Origin of the sequence: Streptomyces sp. NRRL F-5135 (assembly GCF_000719775.1) — a bacterium.
Taxonomy (GTDB): domain Bacteria; phylum Actinomycetota; class Actinomycetes; order Streptomycetales; family Streptomycetaceae; genus Streptomyces; species Streptomyces hebeiensis.
Genome location: NZ_JOHR01000007.1, coordinates 14,493 through 32,929, shown reverse-complemented (window position 1 = coordinate 32,929; position 18,437 = coordinate 14,493). Strand labels below are relative to the sequence as shown.

Below are 18,437 nucleotides of genomic sequence, written 5' to 3'. Positions count from 1 at the left end.
GCTCTGTTTGGATTCTGCGCGGACCGGACGCCGCGCGAGGGACCACGGGCGGGCACCACGAGCGGGCACCACGAGCGGGCAGCCTTCGGGGCGGGGACGGAGGACGTGTATGTACGACACCTGGATGCGGTACCTCACCCCCGGCCCGGCCCACCACCGGCTCGGCCTCGTCTGCCTCGGCGTCGGACTCCAGCACGGCTGCCTGCCGACCGTCGGCCCGCGCACCCTCGACCACCATGTGGCCGTGGTCATCAGCGCGGGCGGCGGCTGGTTCCGTACGGCCGACGGACGGCGCACCACCGTCAACGCCCCGGCGCTGCTCTGGCTCACCCCCGGTGTCACCCATCACTACGGCCCCGATCCGCGCACCGGCTGGGACGAGAGCTTCGTCGACTTCGCGGGCCCCGCCACCGCCACGTACACCGAACTCGGCTACATCGAGCCGGACCGGCCCGTCGTCCCGCTCTCCGACGCGGCCGGCGCGCGGGCCGTCGTGGCCCGTATCGCGGGCGCCGCCCGGCGCGGCAATCCACTGTTGGAGGTGGAGACGGGCGCGGCCGTGCACGAACTGCTCGTCGTCCTGCGCAGGTCCCGCGCCGACACCGACGCGGAGGGCGATCCGGTGCTGAACGCGCTGGCGCGCGACGCCTGCCGGCCGATGTCGGTGGCGGAGCACGCGGCCCGGCACGGGATGACACCGGCCGCCCTGCGGACGGTGGTACGGCGGGCCGCCGGACGCAGCCCCAAGGACTACCTGCTGAGCATCCGGCTGGGCCGGGCGAAGGAACTGCTGGCGGCGACGGAACTGCCGGTCGCGGCGGTCGCCCGCCGCGTCGGGTACGACGACCCGGCCTATTTCTCCCGGCTGTTCGCGCGCCGGGTGGGCATGCCGCCCGTACGCTTCCGGGCGCAGCAGGCACGGGCGGTCCCCGGCGGGGTCGCGGGGACCGGCACCGGCGGCGCGGCCGGGGGCGACGTCCCGCATCCTGAGCACCCGCCGCCGCCCCGACCCGCCCCGTCTAAGCTGCCGCACCATGACCACGAGTGAGCCCGGCCCCGACGACTCCGTGCGCGCCGAACTGGAACGCCTGCGCGAAAGCATCGACAACATCGACGCGGCCGTCGTCCACATGCTCGCGGAACGCTTCAAATGCACCCAGCAGGTCGGCCGGCTCAAGGCCATACACCACCTCCCCCCGGCCGACCCGGCCCGCGAGACCCGCCAGATCGCCCGGCTCAGGCAGCTCGCGGAGAGCGCCAGACTCGACCCCGCCTTCGCGGAGAAGCTGCTCAACTTCATCGTGGCGGAGGTGATCCGCCACCACGAGACGATCGCGGACGAGACGAGGAACGGTACGGCGAAGGGGGCGGGGAGGGGGACGGCGGACAGGACGGCGAACGGCACGGGGCGCTGACCGGCGGGCGGCTCGGGGCACTGGCGGCCGGACGGCACGGGGCGCTGGCCGCCGGACGCCGGCGCGAACATCGGCGCGAACATCGGCGGGACCCGGGCGACGGGCCGGTCGCTCGCCGACAGGACCCGGGCGAACGCCGACGGGGCCGGGACGAATGACCGGGACCGGTCCCCGGCGCCGGCCGGCGGTGGACCCCGGCGTAGGCGGGCCGTGGACCCGGGTGCCGACTGGCAGAACCCGACTGCGTACCCCAGGGCCCATGAGGCAGCATGGCTCCATGTCCGTACTGACGCGCGACGAAGCGCAGGCCCGTGCCCAGTTCCTCGAAGTCCACCGGTACTCGATCGCCCTCGACCTGACCACCGGCGACGACACTTTCGACTCCCGTACCGTCATCGACTTCACGGCACGGTCCGCCGGGGACACCTTCGTCGAGCTCAAGCCCGCCGCACTTCGCTCCGTCATACTCGACGGACAGGCCCTCGACCCCGCCGCGCTCACCGAGAACCGGTTCCCGCTCACCGGACTCGACGCGGGCGAGCACGAACTCCGTGTCGAGGCCGACATGCGCTACTCCCGTACCGGCGAGGGCATGCACCGCTTCACCGACCCCGCCGACGGTGAAACCTACGTCTACACCCAGATGTTCATGGAGGACGTCCAGCGCGTCTTCGCCGCGTTCGACCAGCCCGACCTCAAATCCGTCTTCGAGATCGGCGTCACCGCGCCCGACGGCTGGACCGTCCTCGGCAACGGCACGGCCCGGCAGACCGCCGCACGGAGCTGGACCCTCGCGCCCACGCCCCTCATCTCCACGTACCTCGTCGCGGTCGCCGCCGGCCCCTGGCACTCCGTCCGCACCGAGCACGCCGGGCTGCCCTTCGGCATCCACTGCCGGCGCTCCCTCGCGCCCCATCTCGACGCCGACGCCGACGAAATCCTCGGCATCACCCGAGCCTGCTACGACCGCTACCACGAGAAGTTCGAGGAGCCGTACCCCTTCGACTCCTACGACCAGGCGTTCGTCCCCGAGTTCAACGCGGGCGCCATGGAGAACCCAGGACTCGTCACCTTCCGCGACGAGTACGTCTACCGCTCCGCCGTCACCGACACCGAACGGCAGACCCGCGCCGTCACCATCGCGCACGAGATGGCCCACATGTGGTTCGGTGACCTCGTCACCCTCACCTGGTGGGACGACATCTGGCTCAACGAGTCCTTCGCCGAGTACATGGGCTACCAGATCCTCACCGAGGCCACCCGCTTCACCGACACCTGGGTCGACTTCGGCATCGGCCGCAAGGCGTGGGGCTACGACGCCGACCAGCGCCCGTCCACCCACCCCGTCGCCCCCGATCCGGCCGCCGTCCCCGACACCGCGTCCGCGATGCTCAACTTCGACGGCATCTCCTACGCCAAGGGCGCCTCCGCCCTCCGCCAGCTCGTCACCTGGCTCGGGGAGAAGGACTTCCTCGCCGGCATCAACATCCACTTCGCCCGGCACAAGTTCGGCAACGCCACCCTCGCCGACTTCGTCGACTCCCTCGCCACGGCCACCGACCGCGATGTTCACGCCTGGGCCGACCGCTGGCTGCGCACCACCGGCGTCGACACCCTCACCCCCCGCGTCACCGACGGCGGCACCCGGTGGTCGCTGGACGTCGTACGGGACGGCGGCAGGCCGCACCGTGTCGCCGTGGGGACGTACGACCTCGACGTCGTCGACTCCGGGCGGCTCGTCCCGCGCGAGAGGTTCGAACTCGACCTGCCCGCGACCGCTGACTCGACCGCCGACGCGACCGCCGAGGCCACCGGCAACGCGACCGCCGGCGCCCCGGTGGCCGCCGGCGGCACCCTTGAGGGCTCCGGCCGCCGCCCCGCCCTCGTCGTCCTCAACGACGACGACCTCACCTACGCCAAGGTCCGCCTCGACGGCCCGTCCTGGGACACCGCGCTCCGCGCCCTGTCCGGCATCCCCGGCCCCCTCACCCGCGCGGTCATCTGGAACGCCGCCCGTGACATGGTCCGCGACGGCGACCTCGCCCCCACCACCTACCTGGACGCCGCCCGCACCCACCTGCCGCACGAGACCGACCTCGCCGTCGTCCAGGGTGTCCTCGCCTTCGCCGCAGGCCAGATCACCGACCGCTACCTCCGCCCCGACCACCGGCCGGCCGCGCTCGCCACCCTCACCTCCCTCTGCCGCGACCTGATCCGCCGCACCGAGGACGGCAACCACCCCGGGCTGCGGCTGACCGCCGTGCGCCACTTCATCGACGCCGCCACCCAGCCCGACGCCATCCAGGAATGGCTCGACACCGGCAGTGTCCCCGGCGGCCCCGAACTCGACCCCGAACTGCGCTGGCGCGTCCTCACCCGCCTCGCCGCCCTCGGCGCGCTCGACAACGCCACCATCGACGCGGAACTGGCCCGCGACCCCAGCGCCACCGGCGAGGAAGGCGCCGCGCACTGCCGCGCCGCCCTGCCCGACGCGGACGCCAAGGCCCGCGCGTGGGCCCGCATGTTCGACTCCGACGACCTGTCCAACTACCTGTTCACCGCCACCGCCCAAGGCTTCTGGCAGCCCGAACAGGCCGACCTCGTCAAGGAGTACGTGCCCCGGTTCTACCCGGCCGCCGTGGCCCTGGCCGGCCGGCGCGGCCCCGCCATCGCCGAGGCCGCCGGACGCCACGCCTTCCCGGTGCACGCCGTCGACGACGCCTCGCTGCGCCTCGGGCGGGAATGCCTCGACGGTACGGAGATGATCCCGGCGCTGCGCCGCAAGCTCGCGGACCAGCTGGACGACCTCAGCCGCGCGCTGCGGGTACGGACGGCCGCCGCCTGACACGGGACGCTTGACGGCGGTACGCCTGACACCGGGCGCCTGACACCGGCCGTCGGCGCGTCCGACGAAAGGGCGCGTACGGTCGCCGGGCGGCGTCGGCCGCCCCGCGACCGTGTCCGTACACGTACGGGTACCCGAGCCCGTCCCCGTCCCCATACCCGTGCCCGTACCCGTCTGCGTCGGGCACGGGTACGGGCCGCCCGTCGGTGAGCCCGCCGTAGACCCGGCAGCACGCACCGGCGTGCACGCGGCTCACTGTCGCGCGACGGCGCCCACCCGGGCGCGCCGGGCGTGAACGCACGCTCCTGGGCGATCCGCACGCGCCTACGCCCCCCTACGACCGGTACCGGACCCGCCGTCCCGCCGCGCGCCGTACCCCACACAGCCCCCTCCGCCCGGCGCCGACACGGCCAAGTGGCCCATTTTCACGCGTCCTTCACCCCGCGGCCGTACCGCTGACCGAGTCGGGTCGTTGTACCGGTACGGACAACCGCCCCCCGACTCACTCACCGGCCCCGCCCCTCGGCCCCCGGGGGCCGCACGACGCGCGACACGCCGGCAGCACTGACCCCACCTCGCGGAAGGCAGCCCCGCCGATGACCGTCCACCCCACAGACGTCGACCGGCCCCACGACCTGGTGGGCATCGGCATCGGTCCGTTCAACCTTTCCCTCGCCGCCCTCGCCGACGGCCTCCACGACGGTATCGACAGCGCCTTCTACGACCGGAACAACGCCTTCAGCTGGCACCCCGGACTGCTCATCGACGGCACCACCCTCCAGGTGCCGTTCCTCGCCGACCTCGTCACCCTCGCCGACCCCGCCAGCCCCTGGACCTTCCTCAACTACCTCAAGGCCCGCGACCGGCTCTTCCCCTTCTACTTCTCCGAGCGCTTCCACATCCAGCGCGCCGAATACGACGCGTACTGCCGCTGGGTCAGCCGGCAACTCCCCGGACTCCACTTCGGGCACCAGGCCGACGCCGTCCGCTGGAACCCCGAGCACGGCCTCTTCGAGGTCGACTTCACCCGGCTCGACCCCGAAGGAGAAGCCGAAGCCCTCGGCCGGGCCTACACCCGTAACGTCGTCCTCGGCATCGGCACCGAGCCCTACGTCCCCGACCCGCTCAGGCCCCTCGTCGCCACGCCCGCCGCACCCGTCATCCACTCCGGCGACTACCTCGAACACCGCGACCGGCTGCTCAAGGCCGGGCACATCACCGTCATCGGATCGGGACAGTCCGGTGCCGAGATCTTCCTCGACCTGCTGCGGGCCAGGCCCGTCGGAGCGGAGCGGATCCACTGGCTGGCCCGTACCGAGGCCTTCGCGCCCATGGAGTACTCCAAGCTCGGCCTCGAACACTTCACCCCCGACTACGCGCGGTACTTCCACGCCCTGCCCCAGCAGGTGCGGGACGGCCTCGTGCCCCGCCAGTGGCAGCTCCACAAGGGCATCGACAACACGACCCTCACCGCCATCCACGACGAGCTCTACCGGCGGTCCCTCCACGGCGGCTGGCCCGACGCCGTCCTCACCCCCGGAGTCTCCGTCCGCACCGCCGGACGCGTCGCCGTCACGCGCGTCGAACTCCACCTGGAACACGCCCAGCAGGCCGCCCGCACCCGCCTCACCACCGACGCCGTCGTCCTCGCCACCGGCTACCGCGAACGCCCGCTCGACCGGATCCTCGCCGGACTCGACCCGTACATGCGCCGCGACCACGCGGAACGCCCCCGGATCGACGAGCACTACCGGATCATGCTCGACGAGAGCGTCACCGGCTCCGTCTACGTACAGAACGCAGAACGGCACAGCCACGGCGTGGGCGCCCCCGACCTCGGACTCGCGGCCTGGCGCAGCGCCACCATCCTCAACCACCTCACCGGCAAGGAGCCCTACCCCCTTCCCCGGCGCACCGCCTTCACCAGCTTCGGACTGGACGGGCGGACCAGGAACCCCTCGATGCCCACACCGAGGGGCATGGTCCCGCTCACGGAAGCACGCTGACCCGGGAAACAGCCGGCGGCCGGAACGGGAAACCGCCCGGCCGGCCCGAGCCACCTCGACGGACGGTCAGAACACCGGCGTACCCTCGCGCGTCAGCTTCCAGTCCACCGAGGCGAACGTCCCGGGATCCACCGAGCCCGCCTCCCGCACCCACGCGATGATCGTGTTGCGGATCTCCTCGGAGTTGGCCCACACCTGCTGAGCCGCGGCCACATGCGGGAAGTTGCCGCCGCCGCTCGCCCGGTAGTTGTTCACCGCCAGCACGAACCTCGCCGCCGGATCCACCTCCTTGCCCTCGAACCGCAGATTCACGATCCGCGACCCGGCCGGCCGAGCGATGTCGATCTCATACGTCAGACCCGACACCGCGTCGTAGTTGTAGTCCGGAATGCCGTCCGCGTTCGTCAGCTTCGCCGTGTCCACCGGCGCACCCGCCGCCGTCGTCACGTAGTAGCGCGCGGAGAACTCCAGATACGCGGCGACCTGGGCCCCCGTCAGCAGCCGTGCCTCCAGGGTGTTCTCGAACGGATACAGCGCCGCCGCATCCCTGATCGTCACCTCGCCGGCCGGCACCCCCGCCGTGCGCGAGAAGCACGACGCCTGCGACAGCACCGGCAGCGCCGCCCACTCGCCGCCCGCCAGCGCGGCCTTCACCGTCTCCGTCTGCACATGGTTGATCAGATCGATGACCGGCTCGTCCCGCCACGGCGCGTCCGCCGTGGACATCGCCGCCGTGGACGTCCCGATCACCTGGTTCACATACGCCACCACCTCGCGGTGCTCCTCCGCGAGCAGCCGCGTGACCTTCCGGTCCTCCTCCACCGTGTTCGAGTTCAGCACCCGCGAGCCCAGCGACTCCACCGACCAGCGGCCCCGCTCCCACACCAGCTCCACATCGAACACCGTCAGCCGCTGCCCCCACTTCAACGGCTCGGACAGCACGACCTCCCTGCCCGACTCCTTGTTGACCACCCGACGCTCCGCCACCTCCGCGTGCGCGTGCCCCACGAGGATCGCGTCGATGCCGGGCACCCGCTCCGCCACCAGCGCCGCCGCGTTCTCCACGTGCGGGATCTGGTCACCGTACGAAGACGTGCCGCTCGTGCCCGAGTGCGCCGCCACGAACACCACGTCCGCCCCCATGGACCGCAGCTTCGGCACCCACCGCGCCGCCTGCTCCTCGAGCCCCGGGAACGTCATCTTCCCCTGCACGTTCGCCTTGTCCCAGACCGCGATCCCCGGGTTCGTCAGCCCCAGAACCGCCACCCGCACCTCCCGGCCGAACGGCGTCCGCAGCTTCTTGATGACGTACGGCGCGAACGCGGGCCGCAGCGTCTTCGCGTCCAGCGCGTTCGCGCCGAGCAGCGGGAAATCACACTGCTCCTCGAACTTCCGCAGCAACGGAATGCCGTAGTTGAACTCGTGATTGCCGAGTGCCGCCGCGTCATAACCGATCGCGTTCATCGCACGCGCCATCGGATGCACCGGCCCCCGCCGCGCGGTGATCGGGTCCACCTTGGCGTAGTAGTACGACAGCGGGGTGCCCTGGATCGTGTCCCCGGCGTCGATCAGGAGTGTGTTGTGCCGGCCCTTCTCGCGCCGGATCCGCTCCACCAGCGTGGAGATCTTCGCCAGACCGACGTCGTTGTGCGCCGCGTCGTCGAACTCCTTGTCCGTGAAGTAGTCCCAGTTGAAGACGTTGCCGTGCAGATCGGTCGTCCCCATGACGGTGAACGCGTACCGCTTGTCCGGACGCCCCCGACCAGCGCCGATGAACTCGGCGGTGGCGGCCTGGACCGGCGCGGCCGTACCCCCGGCCAGCGCCGCGCCGGCACCGGCCACAGCCGTACTCCCCAGGAACGTCCTACGGTTCAGCGGCATCTCTTAGCTCCTCAAGTCCTCATATCGATGCACAACGCGCGTAGATTCTGGCGCAGGCACGGGGGACGGCAACACCCTTGCTCGGTTTCGATCAGGTGACACGGACGCCGGGGGCGGGCCGGCTGCCGCGACGCCGGTACGAGGCTCCGGTACGAGGCGACGGCCATGCACCGGACCCGACAGGACCGGGGCCGACCGGACTGGGGCCGACCGGACTGGGGCCGACCGGACTGGGGCCGACCGGACCGGGGCCGGACCGCACCCGGACCGGACTGTCCGACCCGGGTGCGAGAGTGGAACCCGCACAGAACACACGGACGTCCGCGGAAGCGACCGTCACACCGACCCCGAACGAGGGAGCCGCCCGTGACCACCGACGAGAGCACGGGACCGACCGCCGGCATGCCGCTGGACGGGACGCCCGCGACGACACACACGACGACGAGCACCTCCCCGTACGTCCCCTACGGCACCCCCGACGCGCCCAGGGTCGCCGTCCGCGGCCACGCACGTTTCGAAGCCGATCCGGAAATCGCCAGGATCGGCATCACCGTCAGCGCCCGGGGCACCGACCGGCGCACCGCCCTCGACGACCTCACCCGGCGCAACGCCTTCGTCCTCGACCTCGTCAAGTCCTACGGAACGGCCGTCGAGAAACTGGAGACCGGAGCCTTCTCCATCAGCCCGGAACTCACCAGGCACGGCCGGAACGAGCGCGTCCGCGCCTACCACGGCACCGTCCACGTCACCGCCGTACTCACCGACTTCACCGCCCTCGGCGAACTCACCACCCGCCTCGCCGACCTCGACCTCACCCGCGTCAACGGACCCTGGTGGGCGCTGCGCCCCGACTCCCCCGCCCACGGCGAAGCCCGCCGCCAAGCCGTACAGGAAGCCGTCCAGCGCGCCCGCGAATACGCCGCGGCCCTCGGCGCCCGCCTCGCCGCCCTGGTCGAACTCGCCGACCTCGGAGCCGAGAACAACGAGGGGTACGGCCTCCCGCCCGCCCCCGGAGGACTGCGCACCAGGGGATACGGAGGTCCCGCCGAACCAGGCGGCGCCGCGCCCGCACTCGACCTCGAACCGCAGCGGCAGACGGTCTACGCGCAGGTGAACGCGCGCTTCACGATGACTCCACCCGACCTCGGCGCATGACGTCCGCGGCCGAGGCCAGGCCGCCGTCCGGCGACACGGTCCGCCGTCTCCCTCCCCTGGGGTGGTCCGCGAGGCCGACAGTCCGCGGTGACCAGGTGGAGGCGCGGAGGTCAGTGCTTGGGGCCGATGTGGGCGTCCATGAGGGCGACGGAGGCGCGCTTGGCGACGGAGACGTTGTAAGGCCTGCCCGCACGGGTGCACTGCGTCCACTCGACACCGACCGCGTCGAGGGTGTCGGTGTACAGCCGCCGAATGTCGTCGGAGACGTTGGTGAACCAGTAGCGCGCGTACTCATAACGCTTCTTCTCGCCGCGCACGACGCGCGTGGTCCAGTTCATGCTGCGGCAACCGTCGGAGTGGACCAGGCCACGCAGCAGCTCCCACGGGTGCGCCTGCACGACGGTCTGCTGCCAGGGCTCGAGAGCGATGGGCCGAGTGTGTTTTCTGCCCGGCCCGTCCTGCGGGAACAGGCACGGCCAGTGGCGCCCGTAACTGGTCACCATCACGCACCCCTGTTTTGGTACGACGGATACCTGGGCCCCCGGGCGGACGGCCGCGACGGCCTCCCGGCATCGGTCGATGAGGCCGGGCCAGGCGTCCGCGCAGGCGATGCGCAGGTACGCGCCTCCATGAGGGTGCGGGCTGATACAGCCGTCGCCCAGATAGAGGCCCAGTAGGTAGGAGTACGACGCGGTAGCGGCCGGCGCCCCAGGCTCGGGGCGGCACCTTGGGCACGGGGCCGAGCGGCCGACAGCGCGCGGGAGGGGTTCCGGACGGATCTGCCACGAGCGGATGGCCGCCCGCGATATTCCGGTTTCCTTGCTCACGGCATTGAGGCTGCGCCCCTGGGCGACCAGGGCAAGCACTCGTTGGCGCGTGTGGAGGTCGTACACAAAGCCGACCTTGATCGAAGGCGCCTCCTGAGACGGGTAAACCGAGGCAGATTCACCCGATTCAGTGACAGCCGTACAGTAGCTTTGCGACCTTCGAAACGAAGGAAAGTGCCCCAGGTGGGATTCGAACCCACACTGTCCGCTGTTTGAGAGCGGCCTCTCTAACCAATTGGAGTACTGGGGCCTCCGAAAGCAAGGGATTGGGGTCCCCCGCTCGGGCTTACTTTACCGCAGCTCGGTACGCTCATGGGAAGCAGCACCCTGTCTGAACGAGGAGCCCCCGTGACCGCCCCCGAGTCGCACCAGCCCGCCGACGATGACGACAAGTCCCACGTTCCGCCGCTGACGACGCGTGTCGTCATCGCGGAGGACGAGGCTCTGATCCGGCTCGATCTCAAGGAGATGCTCGAGGAGGAGGGCTACGCGGTCGTCGGTGAGGCCGGGGACGGGGAGCGGGCCGTGGAGCTGGCTCGGGAGCTCCGGCCGGACCTGGTGATCCTCGATGTGAAGATGCCCGTGCTGGACGGGATCTCCGCCGCGGAGAAGATCGCGGAGGAGTCCATCGCGCCGGTGCTGATGCTGACCGCCTTCTCGCAGCGGGACCTGGTGGAGCGGGCGCGGGACGCGGGGGCGATGGCGTACCTGGTGAAGCCGTTCAGCAAGAGCGATGTGGTGCCGGCCATCGAGATGGCGGTGTCGCGGTTCGCGGAGCTGCGGACGCTGGAGAAGGAGGTCGCGGACCTCGCGCAGCGGCTGGAGACGCGGAAGCTGGTGGACCGGGCGAAGTCGGTGTTGCAGACGCAGTACGGGCTGTCGGAGCCGGCGGCGTTCCGGTGGATCCAGAAGACGTCGATGGACCGGCGGATGTCGATGCAGCAGGTGGCCGAGGCGGTCATCGAGGACGCGAACGAGAAGAAGGCTGCCAAGGGCCAGGGCCAGGGCCAGGGCTAGAGGTAGAGGTTGAGGTTGAGGTAGGAGTCCTCGTTCCGTACGTGTGAGGGCCCGTCCCGGGGTGTTCCGGGGCGGGCCCTCTCGTGTGCGCGGCTCGAGGTCAGTCTTCGCCGAGGTATGCCTTGCGTACGGATTCGTCGTGGAGCAGGTCCTGTCCGCTGCCGGAGAGGACGATCTTGCCGATTTCCATGACGTGGCCGTGGTCGGCGAGGGAGAGCGCGGCTTGGGCGTTCTGCTCGACGAGAAGGATGGTCATTCCCTCGGATTTGAGTTCGGCGATGGTCTTCATGATCTTCTGCATCATGATGGGGGAGAGTCCCATGGAGGGTTCGTCCAGCATGAGCAGTTTGGGCTGGGACATGAGGGCGCGGCCCATGGCGAGCATTTGCTGTTCGCCGCCGGAGAGGGTGCCCGCCGGCTGCTTCTGGCGTTCCCCGAGGATGGGGAAGAGGTCGTAGGCGCGCTGGATGTCTTTTTCGATGCCGGCTTTGTCGGTGCGCAGGAAGGCTCCGAGTTGAAGGTTCTCGGTGATGGTGAGCCGGGGGAAGATGTGCCGGCCCTCGGGGGAGTGGGCGAGTCCGAGGGCGACGATTTTGTGGGCGGGCACGGTGCCGAGCGGCTTGCCGTCGAAGGTGATGCGGCCGGCCGCGGGCTTGAGGAGTCCGGAGAGGGTGCGAAGGGTGGTGGTCTTTCCCGCGCCGTTGGTCCCGATGAGGGTGACGATCTCGCCGGCGTCGACGGTGAAGGAGATGCCTTTGACGGCCTCGATTTTGCCGTAGGCGACCTTGAGGTCTTCGACCTCGAGGAGTGCGGTCACTTCGGGTCCCCTTCCGGGCCGGTGGTGCTGGTGGTGCCAGTTGCGCCGGTGGTGCTGTCCGGGCCGGGGGCGCGGTCCGTGGCGTGCGCTTCGGCCGCTTCGACCTCGGCGACTTCTTCGGCGCCGGGCGCGTCTTCGAAGGGGGTGCCGAGGTAGGCGGCGACGACGCGTTCGTCGCCCTGGACGACTTCGGCGGTGCCTTCGACGAGTTTTTCGCCCTGGACGAGGCAGGCGACGCGGTCGCAGAGGTTGAAGATGAACCGCATGTCGTGCTCGATGACGAGGACGGCGATGCCCTGGTCGCGGATGGCGAAGACGAGTTCTTCGGTGGCGCGGGTCTCCTGGGGATTCATGCCCGCGGTGGGCTCGTCGAGCAGGAGGAGCCCGGGTTCGCTGGCGAGGGCGCGGGCGATCTCGAGCTTGCGCTGTTCGCCGTAGGGGAGGTTGCGGGCGAGGTGGTCCCGTTTGGCGGCGAGGCCGGTGAATTCGAGGAGTTCCATGGCGCGTGCTTCGGATTCGCGTTCTGCTTTTTTGAATCCGGGGCCGCGCAGGAGGGCGCTCCAGAGTCCTTCTTTGGTGCGGGTGTGCCGGCCGACGAGGACGTTTTCCAGGACGGTCATGTTGGCGAAGAGCCGGATGTTCTGGAAGGTGCGGGCTATGCCGGCCTGGGTGACCAGGTGGGAGCGGTGGGGGAGGACTTTTCCTTTGTAGGAGACCGTTCCTTCGGTAGGTATGTAGAGGCCGGTGAGGCAGTTGAAGAAGGTGGTTTTGCCTGCGCCGTTGGGGCCTATGAGGCCGACGATCTCGCCGCTGTTGACGGTGAGTTCGACGTTGCGGACGGCGGTGAGGCCGCCGAAGCGCATGGTGACGCCGGAGGCGTGCAGTACGGGGGTGCCGGTGCCGGCGGGGGTCACGGTGTCGGTGGTCATGTGGGTCACACCCCTGCTTTGCTCAGGCCGATATCGCCTTTGGGGGCGTCGAGTTGGCCGGTCTCGTGGAATTCGAGCTGCTTCCTGCGGTCGGCGATGAGCCCTTCGGGGCGGAAGCGCATGAGGAGGATGAGCGCGATGCCGAAGAGGAGCAGCTGGTAGTCGCTCATGAACTGGAGCTTGGCGGGGATGAGGTAGAGGAGTGCGGCGCCGATGAGGGGTCCGCTGACGGTGCCCATGCCGCCGAGGATGACGGCGGCGAGGAGGAACGCGGAGTTGGGGGGCACGGCTTCGACGAACTTGTACTGGGCGGGGGTGACGGTGAAGGTCACGTGTGCCTGTACGGTGCCGGCCATTCCGGCGAGGGTGGCGCCGAGCGCGAAGGCGAGGAGCTTGAGCCGGAAGGCGTTGATGCCCATGGCGCGTGCGGCGGTCTCGTCTTCGCGGATGGCGACCCAGGCGCGGCCGATGCGGGACTGGTCGGAGCGGCGGAAGACGGTCACGACGATGATCGTGAAGAAGAGCATCAGCAGGTAGTAGTTGGAGAACCTGCCGAGTTCGACGCCGAGGACGTTGTGGGGTTCCCCGAAATTGAACCCGAAGAGTTCGAGGTCGGGGATGTTGGGGATGCCGTTGGGACCGTTGGTGATGTCCGGTCCGGAGGCGCCGTCCATGTTCTGCATGGCGATGCGGAAGATCTCGCCGAACCCGAGGGTGACGATGGCGAGGTAGTCGCCGTGCAGCCGCAGGGTGGGGGCGCCGATGACGACGCCGAAGATGAGGGACGCGGCGGCTCCGGCCAGGACGGCGGCCCAGAAGGGGAGTTGGATGCCGATGGTGGAGGAGGGGGAGCCGGAGAAGAGGGCGGCGGTGTAGGCGCCGACGCCGAGGAAGGCGACGTATCCGAGGTCGAGGAGACCGGCGAGGCCGACGACGACGTTCAGGCCGAGGGCGACGGTCGCGAAGATGAGGATGTTGGCGCCGATGGTGGCGTAGGCGTCGTTGCTCTGGGTGAAGGGGAACGCGAAGGCGGCGACGAAGGCCGCGGTGACGGTGACGTTCTTGTGGGTGGCGGTGAGTGCGCCGAGGCGGCGGTTGAGTCCCGCGCGGGCGACGGCGGGGGCGCCGAAGCCGATGAGGAGGAGGAAGCCGATGAAGAGTTCGGCGTACTCCGTGTCGATGCCGTAGGTGAAGATGAACAGGCCGATGCCGAAGGCGGCGGCGATGATCAGGATTTCGGCCCAGGAGGGCAGGGGCGCGGCCTTGCCGGGGGCGGGCGCTTTGAAGGCGTGCGTGAAGCGCTGCCACCCGGACGCGGGGCCCGGGTTTTCGGCGGGTACGTCGGCGGGGAGGCCGAGGGCGCCGACGAGGGTGACGAGTGAGGCCACGGCGGCGATCCAGCCGCCGGGTTCGAGGTTGACGAGGCCGCCGAGTTCGACGGTGATGGCGAGGACGGCGTACCAGGTGGTGGTGAAGGTGCCGAGGGCGAGCAGCCGCACGGGGCTGTTCTTGCCGCCGGGTACGAGCCAGCCGAGGCCGCGGACGCCGTGGCCGGCGAGGGCGAACAGGGCGGTGAGGAGCGCGCCGGTGAGGGTGAGGACCTGGAGGCCGCCGGGGTAGCCGGTGACGGTGAGGTCGCCGGGGAATTCGGCGGTCCAGGTCCAGGCGAGGAAGGTGCTGCCGAGCGTGGCGAGGGCACCGACGAGGGCGGTGAGCCGGGCTGCCGTGGCGGGCACGGGGAGGACGGGGGCGATGGTGTGGGTCTGGTTGGTGGTCATGGGTATCACGCCCGATCCGCGACGCGTTGTCCGAGGAGGCCCTGGGGCCTCAGCAGCAGTACGAGGATGAGGAGGACGAAGGCCCAGACGTCCTTCCAGGCGCCGCCGCCCAGTTGGGACATGCCGGGGATGTTCTCGATGTAGGCGGTGGCGAGGGCTTCGGCGAGGCCCAGGACGAGGCCGCCGATCATCGCGCCGTAGATGTTGCCGATGCCGCCGAGGACGGCGGCGGTGAAGGCCTTGAGGCCGGCGATGAAGCCCATCTTGAAGTTCACTTCGCCGTACTTGACGCCGTGGGCGATGGCGGCGATGGCGGCGAACGCGGCGCCGATGGCGAAGGCGGTGACGATGATGCGGTCGGTGTTGATGCCCATCAGCTTCGCGGTGTCGGGGTCCTGCGAGGTGGCCTGCATGGCGCGGCCGGTGCGGGTCTTGGAGACGAAGAAGCCGAGGGCGATCATGCAGAGGGGGGCGGCGATGACGAGAAAGAGGTCGCCGCGTCCGATGGCGAAGGCGCCGAGGTCGATCCGGCCGCCTTCGAACTCGGGGAAGGGGCGGGACTTGGTGGCGTCGGGGTAGAACGCCCAGATGGCTTGCTGCAGTGCGATGGAGAGGCCGATCGCGGTGATGAGCGGGGCGAGCCGGGGTGCGCCGCGCAGGGGGCGGTAGGCGAACCGTTCGGCGCCCATGGCGACGAGTACGGAGCACGCCATGGCCATGAGGATCATGAGGGGCAGTGCGAACAGCAGGCTGGTGCCGGCCGGCAGCCACAGGTAGGCGGTCAGCGCGCCGAAGCCGCCGATCATGAATATTTCGCCGTGCGCGAAGTTGATGAGCTGGACGATGCCATAGACCATCGTGTAACCGATCGCGATGAGTCCGTACAGCGCGCCGAGTAGCAGGCCGTTGGCAAGTTGCTGCGGCAGATCGTTCACCGCGGGGCCTCCGAAGGGGTGTGGTCAGATACGGCCGCGCGGGGGCGCTGTGGCGCCCCCGCGCGGTGTTGGTGCTACAGGGTGGGCCTGGCTGTGGGCCCGGGATCAGCCGTCGAACTCGCCGGTGGAGACGGAGACGTGCTTGCCGCTCTTGACCTCGTAGAGGGAGAGCTGCCTGTTGGTGGTGTCGCCGAACTCGTCGAAGCCGACCTTGCCGGTGACTCCTTCGAAGCTGACGTTCTGCATGGCCTCGGTGATCTGCTTGCGGGCCTCGCTGCTCTCGGGGAGCTTGCCGTCGTTCTTCTCGACGACGGCCTTGACGGCCTGGATGATGGCCCAGGTGGAGTCGTAGGAGTAGCCTCCGTACGCCTCGTAGCCGCCCTTGTACCCGCCGGCCTTGTAGTCGGCTATGAACTGCTTGGCGGTGTCGAGGGTTTCCAGCGGGGCGCCGACGGAGCTGGCGAAGTCGCCCTCGGCGTTCTGCTTGGCGAGGTTGACGTACTCGGGGCTGAAGAGCGCGTCACCGCCGACCGTGGGGACCTTGGCGCCGGCGTTCTTGATCTGGCTGGCGAGGGGGGCGCCGGCGGGGTACTCGCCGCCGTAGTAGACGACGTCGGGCTTGGCCTGCGCGACCTTGCTGGCGACGGCCGAGAAGTCCTTGTCGTCGGGGTTGATGTGGTCGGTGCCGACGACTTCGCCGCCGAGCTTCTTGAACTCGGCCGCGAAGGTGGCGGCGAGGCCGGCGCCGTAGGTCTTCTTGTCGTCGATGACGTAGACCTTCTTGAACTTCTTCTCGTTGACCATGTACCGCGCCGCGAACGGGCCCTGGATGGCGTCGGTGGTCGACGTGCGGAAGTAGGTCTTGAAGCCGCGGACCTTCTTGCCGCTCTGCCAGTCCTTGCCCTGGGTGAGCTCGGGGTTGGTGTTGGCGGGGGAGACCTGGACCAGGTTGGCGTTGGCGAAGACCTTCTGCATGGACTGGCCGACGTCGGAGTTCAGGGGGCCGACGACGCCCATGACCTCGTTGTTGCCGACGAGTTTCGTGGCGTTCTGCTGGCCGGTGGCGGCCTGGGCCACGTCGTCGAGCGCCTCGAGCTTGAAGGTGACGCCCTCGACTTCTTTGTTCTTGTTGGCGATCTTGACTGCCAGGTCAGCGGAGTTCTTGATGCCCTGACCCATCGCGGAGAGGTCTCCGGTGAGGGGCGCGTCGAGGCCGATGACAACGGTCGTGCCGCCGCCACCGCTGTCCGAGCCGCTGTCGTCGCGGGAGCCGCAGGCCGACAGGGTGAGGGCCCCTGCGGTGACCGCGGTGGTGATCATGAACAAGGAACGGTGCCGCACGATCTGTCCTTTCCGGGCACGGGCGCTCCCTCCCCGGGGGCGCCGGTCGCGCGCCGGAAGCCGGACCGAGAGAAATCCGGTGGCGCGGTGACTGGCGGTGACTCTAAGCGCGGTCGCGGGAATGGAGGAGTGGTCCAGGGCATGCTGTGACGCTCTTGTTATGACACTCGGGTTTGCACGAGACGGAAAGGGGGGTTTGGGTTGTTCGTGCATTCCGGATGGTGAGAACCAGCAGGACGGGCGGTGAAGGCGGCGTGCGCGGTGAACGCCCTTCCTGGCCGGAATCCGTGTCCGAAAAGGATGGGCTGGTGGAGTGTGACGGGGGAAGTCGCCCCTCCTTTTTCGTATTGCATCTATATTACGCAGTGTTACGAACGGGAAAGGGAATCCGGCATTCCGCAGCACTTTTCCGCAATCGCGCACATGCGCCGTGATGGGCGTTTTACGAGTGGTGGCGCGGGGAGGCCCGGACCGTACGGTGCGCGGGGACCCCTGGGGTAAGCATTACGTAAAGTAATGGGTTGGCGTGTGGTGCGGGGCGGGGCCGGCGGTGGCACGGGGATGGAGCCCCGGCGGGACTGCCCGTAAGCCGCTGGGGACCTGCCCCATTCGCGGCGTACGCGCGCCCGTTTGCCGTACCGGACGGCCCGGCGGCCGTGCCCGAAGCCCTCAGATCGGGCGCGGGATGCCTGCTACGGGGCCGGTGACCGGGCGCGGGATGCCCCCGGCGGGGGTGTCGCGTACGAGAGGGAGGAGCGCGTCAGAGGCGCGTGCCGCCGCCCGCGGCCACGTCGCCGTCCAGGTCCCGGCCGGTCCCGTCGTCCGGGGACGGGGCGGTGCCACGGCCCGGGGGCGGGGCGGCGCCCGCGTCGCCGCCGGCGTCCGGGGCGGCGTCGCGCAGCAGGCAGGTGAGGCGGGCGGTGCAGATCCGCCTGTCCCGCTCGTCGGAGATGACGATCTCGTACGTCGCCGTGGTGCGGCCCAGGTGGAGCGGGGTCGCCACGCCCGTGACGGTGCCGCCGCGCACGCCGCGGTGGTGCGTGCAGTTGAGGTCCACGCCCACGGCGATCTTGGTGCTGCGGCCGTGCAGCATGGCGCCCACGGAACCGAGGGTCTCCGCGAGGACCGCGGAGGCACCGCCGTGCAGCAGGCCGTACGGCTGGGTGTTGCCCTCCACGGGCATGGTGCCGACGACGCGCTCGGCGGACGCCTCGACGATCTCCACGCCCATCCGCGTGCCGAGGTGCCCGGCGGAGAAGAGCGCGGGCAGGTCGACGCCCAGCGCGGAGAACTCGTCGACGATGTCCTGCGGCAGCGTGGTGGTGGTGTGCTCGCCCATGGGCCCGGGCTCCGATCGTCAGCTCGTCATGCCGTTCGTTCCGTGGCACGCGTTTCGTGTCACGGCGTTCCGTCGCGTCCCCGGCGGTCCGGGCGGACGCGCGAGGCCTACCCGCGCACCGGCGCGGCACGCGGTCGGCCGGCCGGGCGTGG

Annotated in this window: 13 protein-coding genes, 1 tRNA gene and 1 pseudogene; 6 read left to right on the top strand and 9 right to left on the bottom strand. The window is 70.2% G+C overall.

What is annotated here, in order from left to right; all coding sequences use genetic code 11:
* Positions 1–109 precede the first annotated feature (109 nt).
* The 4 genes from IG02_RS0112715 (at position 110) to IG02_RS0112700 (ending at position 6,266) form a co-directional block, all read left to right on the top strand.
* A complete protein-coding gene (locus IG02_RS0112715; protein ID WP_030745602.1) occupies positions 110–1,048 on the top strand; it encodes a helix-turn-helix domain-containing protein in 939 nt (312 codons plus the stop codon).
* Positions 1,035–1,415 (top strand): chorismate mutase, encoded by a 381-nt coding sequence (locus IG02_RS0112710; RefSeq protein ID WP_030745599.1) that lies wholly within the window; start codon positions 1,035–1,037, stop codon positions 1,413–1,415. The genes IG02_RS0112715 and IG02_RS0112710 overlap by 14 nt, the downstream gene beginning before the upstream one ends.
* A 277-nt stretch (positions 1,416–1,692) precedes the next feature.
* A complete protein-coding gene (gene pepN, locus IG02_RS0112705; RefSeq protein WP_030745596.1) occupies positions 1,693–4,260 on the top strand; it encodes an aminopeptidase N in 2,568 nt (855 codons plus the stop codon).
* 596 nt (positions 4,261–4,856) lie between these two features.
* On the top strand, positions 4,857–6,266 hold the full coding sequence (locus IG02_RS0112700; RefSeq protein WP_030745593.1) for a lysine N(6)-hydroxylase/L-ornithine N(5)-oxygenase family protein: 1,410 nt from the start codon (positions 4,857–4,859) through the stop codon (positions 6,264–6,266).
* A gap of 66 nt (positions 6,267–6,332) precedes the next feature.
* Here IG02_RS0112700 and IG02_RS0112695 read toward each other — a convergent pair whose 3' ends face one another.
* Positions 6,333–8,147, bottom strand: coding sequence for a bifunctional metallophosphatase/5'-nucleotidase (locus tag IG02_RS0112695; RefSeq protein WP_030745590.1), 1,815 nt, complete (start codon positions 8,145–8,147; stop codon positions 6,333–6,335).
* 402 nt (positions 8,148–8,549) lie between these two features.
* On the opposite strand from IG02_RS0112695, the gene IG02_RS0112690 reads away from it, so the two are divergent.
* A complete protein-coding gene (locus IG02_RS0112690) occupies positions 8,550–9,302 on the top strand; it encodes an SIMPL domain-containing protein (protein WP_030745587.1) in 753 nt (250 codons plus the stop codon).
* 110 nt (positions 9,303–9,412) lie between these two features.
* Here the strand turns inward: IG02_RS0112690 and IG02_RS0112685 are convergent, their stop codons facing one another.
* Together IG02_RS0112685 and IG02_RS0112680 are read right to left on the bottom strand one after the other, a co-directional pair.
* Positions 9,413–10,195 carry a helix-turn-helix domain-containing protein gene (locus tag IG02_RS0112685; RefSeq protein ID WP_030745584.1) on the bottom strand — a complete coding sequence of 261 codons (783 nt, stop codon included), beginning with the start codon at positions 10,193–10,195 and terminating at the stop codon, positions 9,413–9,415.
* A gap of 109 nt (positions 10,196–10,304) precedes the next feature.
* A tRNA-Leu gene (locus IG02_RS0112680) sits at positions 10,305–10,379 on the bottom strand.
* Positions 10,380–10,477: 98 nt separating this feature from the next.
* Here IG02_RS0112680 and IG02_RS0112675 point away from each other — a divergent pair.
* Positions 10,478–11,146, top strand: coding sequence for an ANTAR domain-containing response regulator (locus IG02_RS0112675; RefSeq protein WP_030745581.1), 669 nt, complete (start codon positions 10,478–10,480; stop codon positions 11,144–11,146).
* A 100-nt stretch (positions 11,147–11,246) separates the two neighbouring features.
* On the opposite strand, the gene IG02_RS0112670 is transcribed toward IG02_RS0112675, so the two are convergent.
* From IG02_RS0112670 to IG02_RS0112645, 6 genes and pseudogenes are all read right to left on the bottom strand, one after another.
* A complete protein-coding gene (locus IG02_RS0112670; protein ID WP_030745578.1) occupies positions 11,247–11,963 on the bottom strand; it encodes an ABC transporter ATP-binding protein in 717 nt (238 codons plus the stop codon).
* Positions 11,960–12,892, bottom strand: coding sequence for an ABC transporter ATP-binding protein (locus tag IG02_RS0112665; RefSeq protein ID WP_030745574.1), 933 nt, complete (start codon positions 12,890–12,892; stop codon positions 11,960–11,962). Before IG02_RS0112665 ends, IG02_RS0112670 begins: the two co-directional genes overlap by 4 nt.
* A 5-nt stretch (positions 12,893–12,897) precedes the next feature.
* Complete coding sequence (locus tag IG02_RS0112660; RefSeq protein WP_030745571.1) at positions 12,898–14,670, bottom strand: branched-chain amino acid ABC transporter permease; 1,773 nt, start codon at positions 14,668–14,670, stop codon at positions 12,898–12,900.
* 5 nt (positions 14,671–14,675) lie between these two features.
* Positions 14,676–15,605: a branched-chain amino acid ABC transporter permease gene (locus IG02_RS0112655; protein WP_030745566.1), complete on the bottom strand. Its 930-nt coding sequence runs from the start codon at positions 15,603–15,605 to the stop codon at positions 14,676–14,678.
* A 105-nt stretch (positions 15,606–15,710) separates the two neighbouring features.
* Complete coding sequence (locus IG02_RS0112650) at positions 15,711–16,946, bottom strand: branched-chain amino acid ABC transporter substrate-binding protein (protein ID WP_030745563.1); 1,236 nt, start codon at positions 16,944–16,946, stop codon at positions 15,711–15,713.
* 862 nt (positions 16,947–17,808) lie between these two features.
* Positions 17,809–18,285: pseudogene (locus tag IG02_RS0112645) on the bottom strand (hotdog fold thioesterase); the annotation flags it as partial.
* Positions 18,286–18,437: the final 152 nt, after the last annotated feature.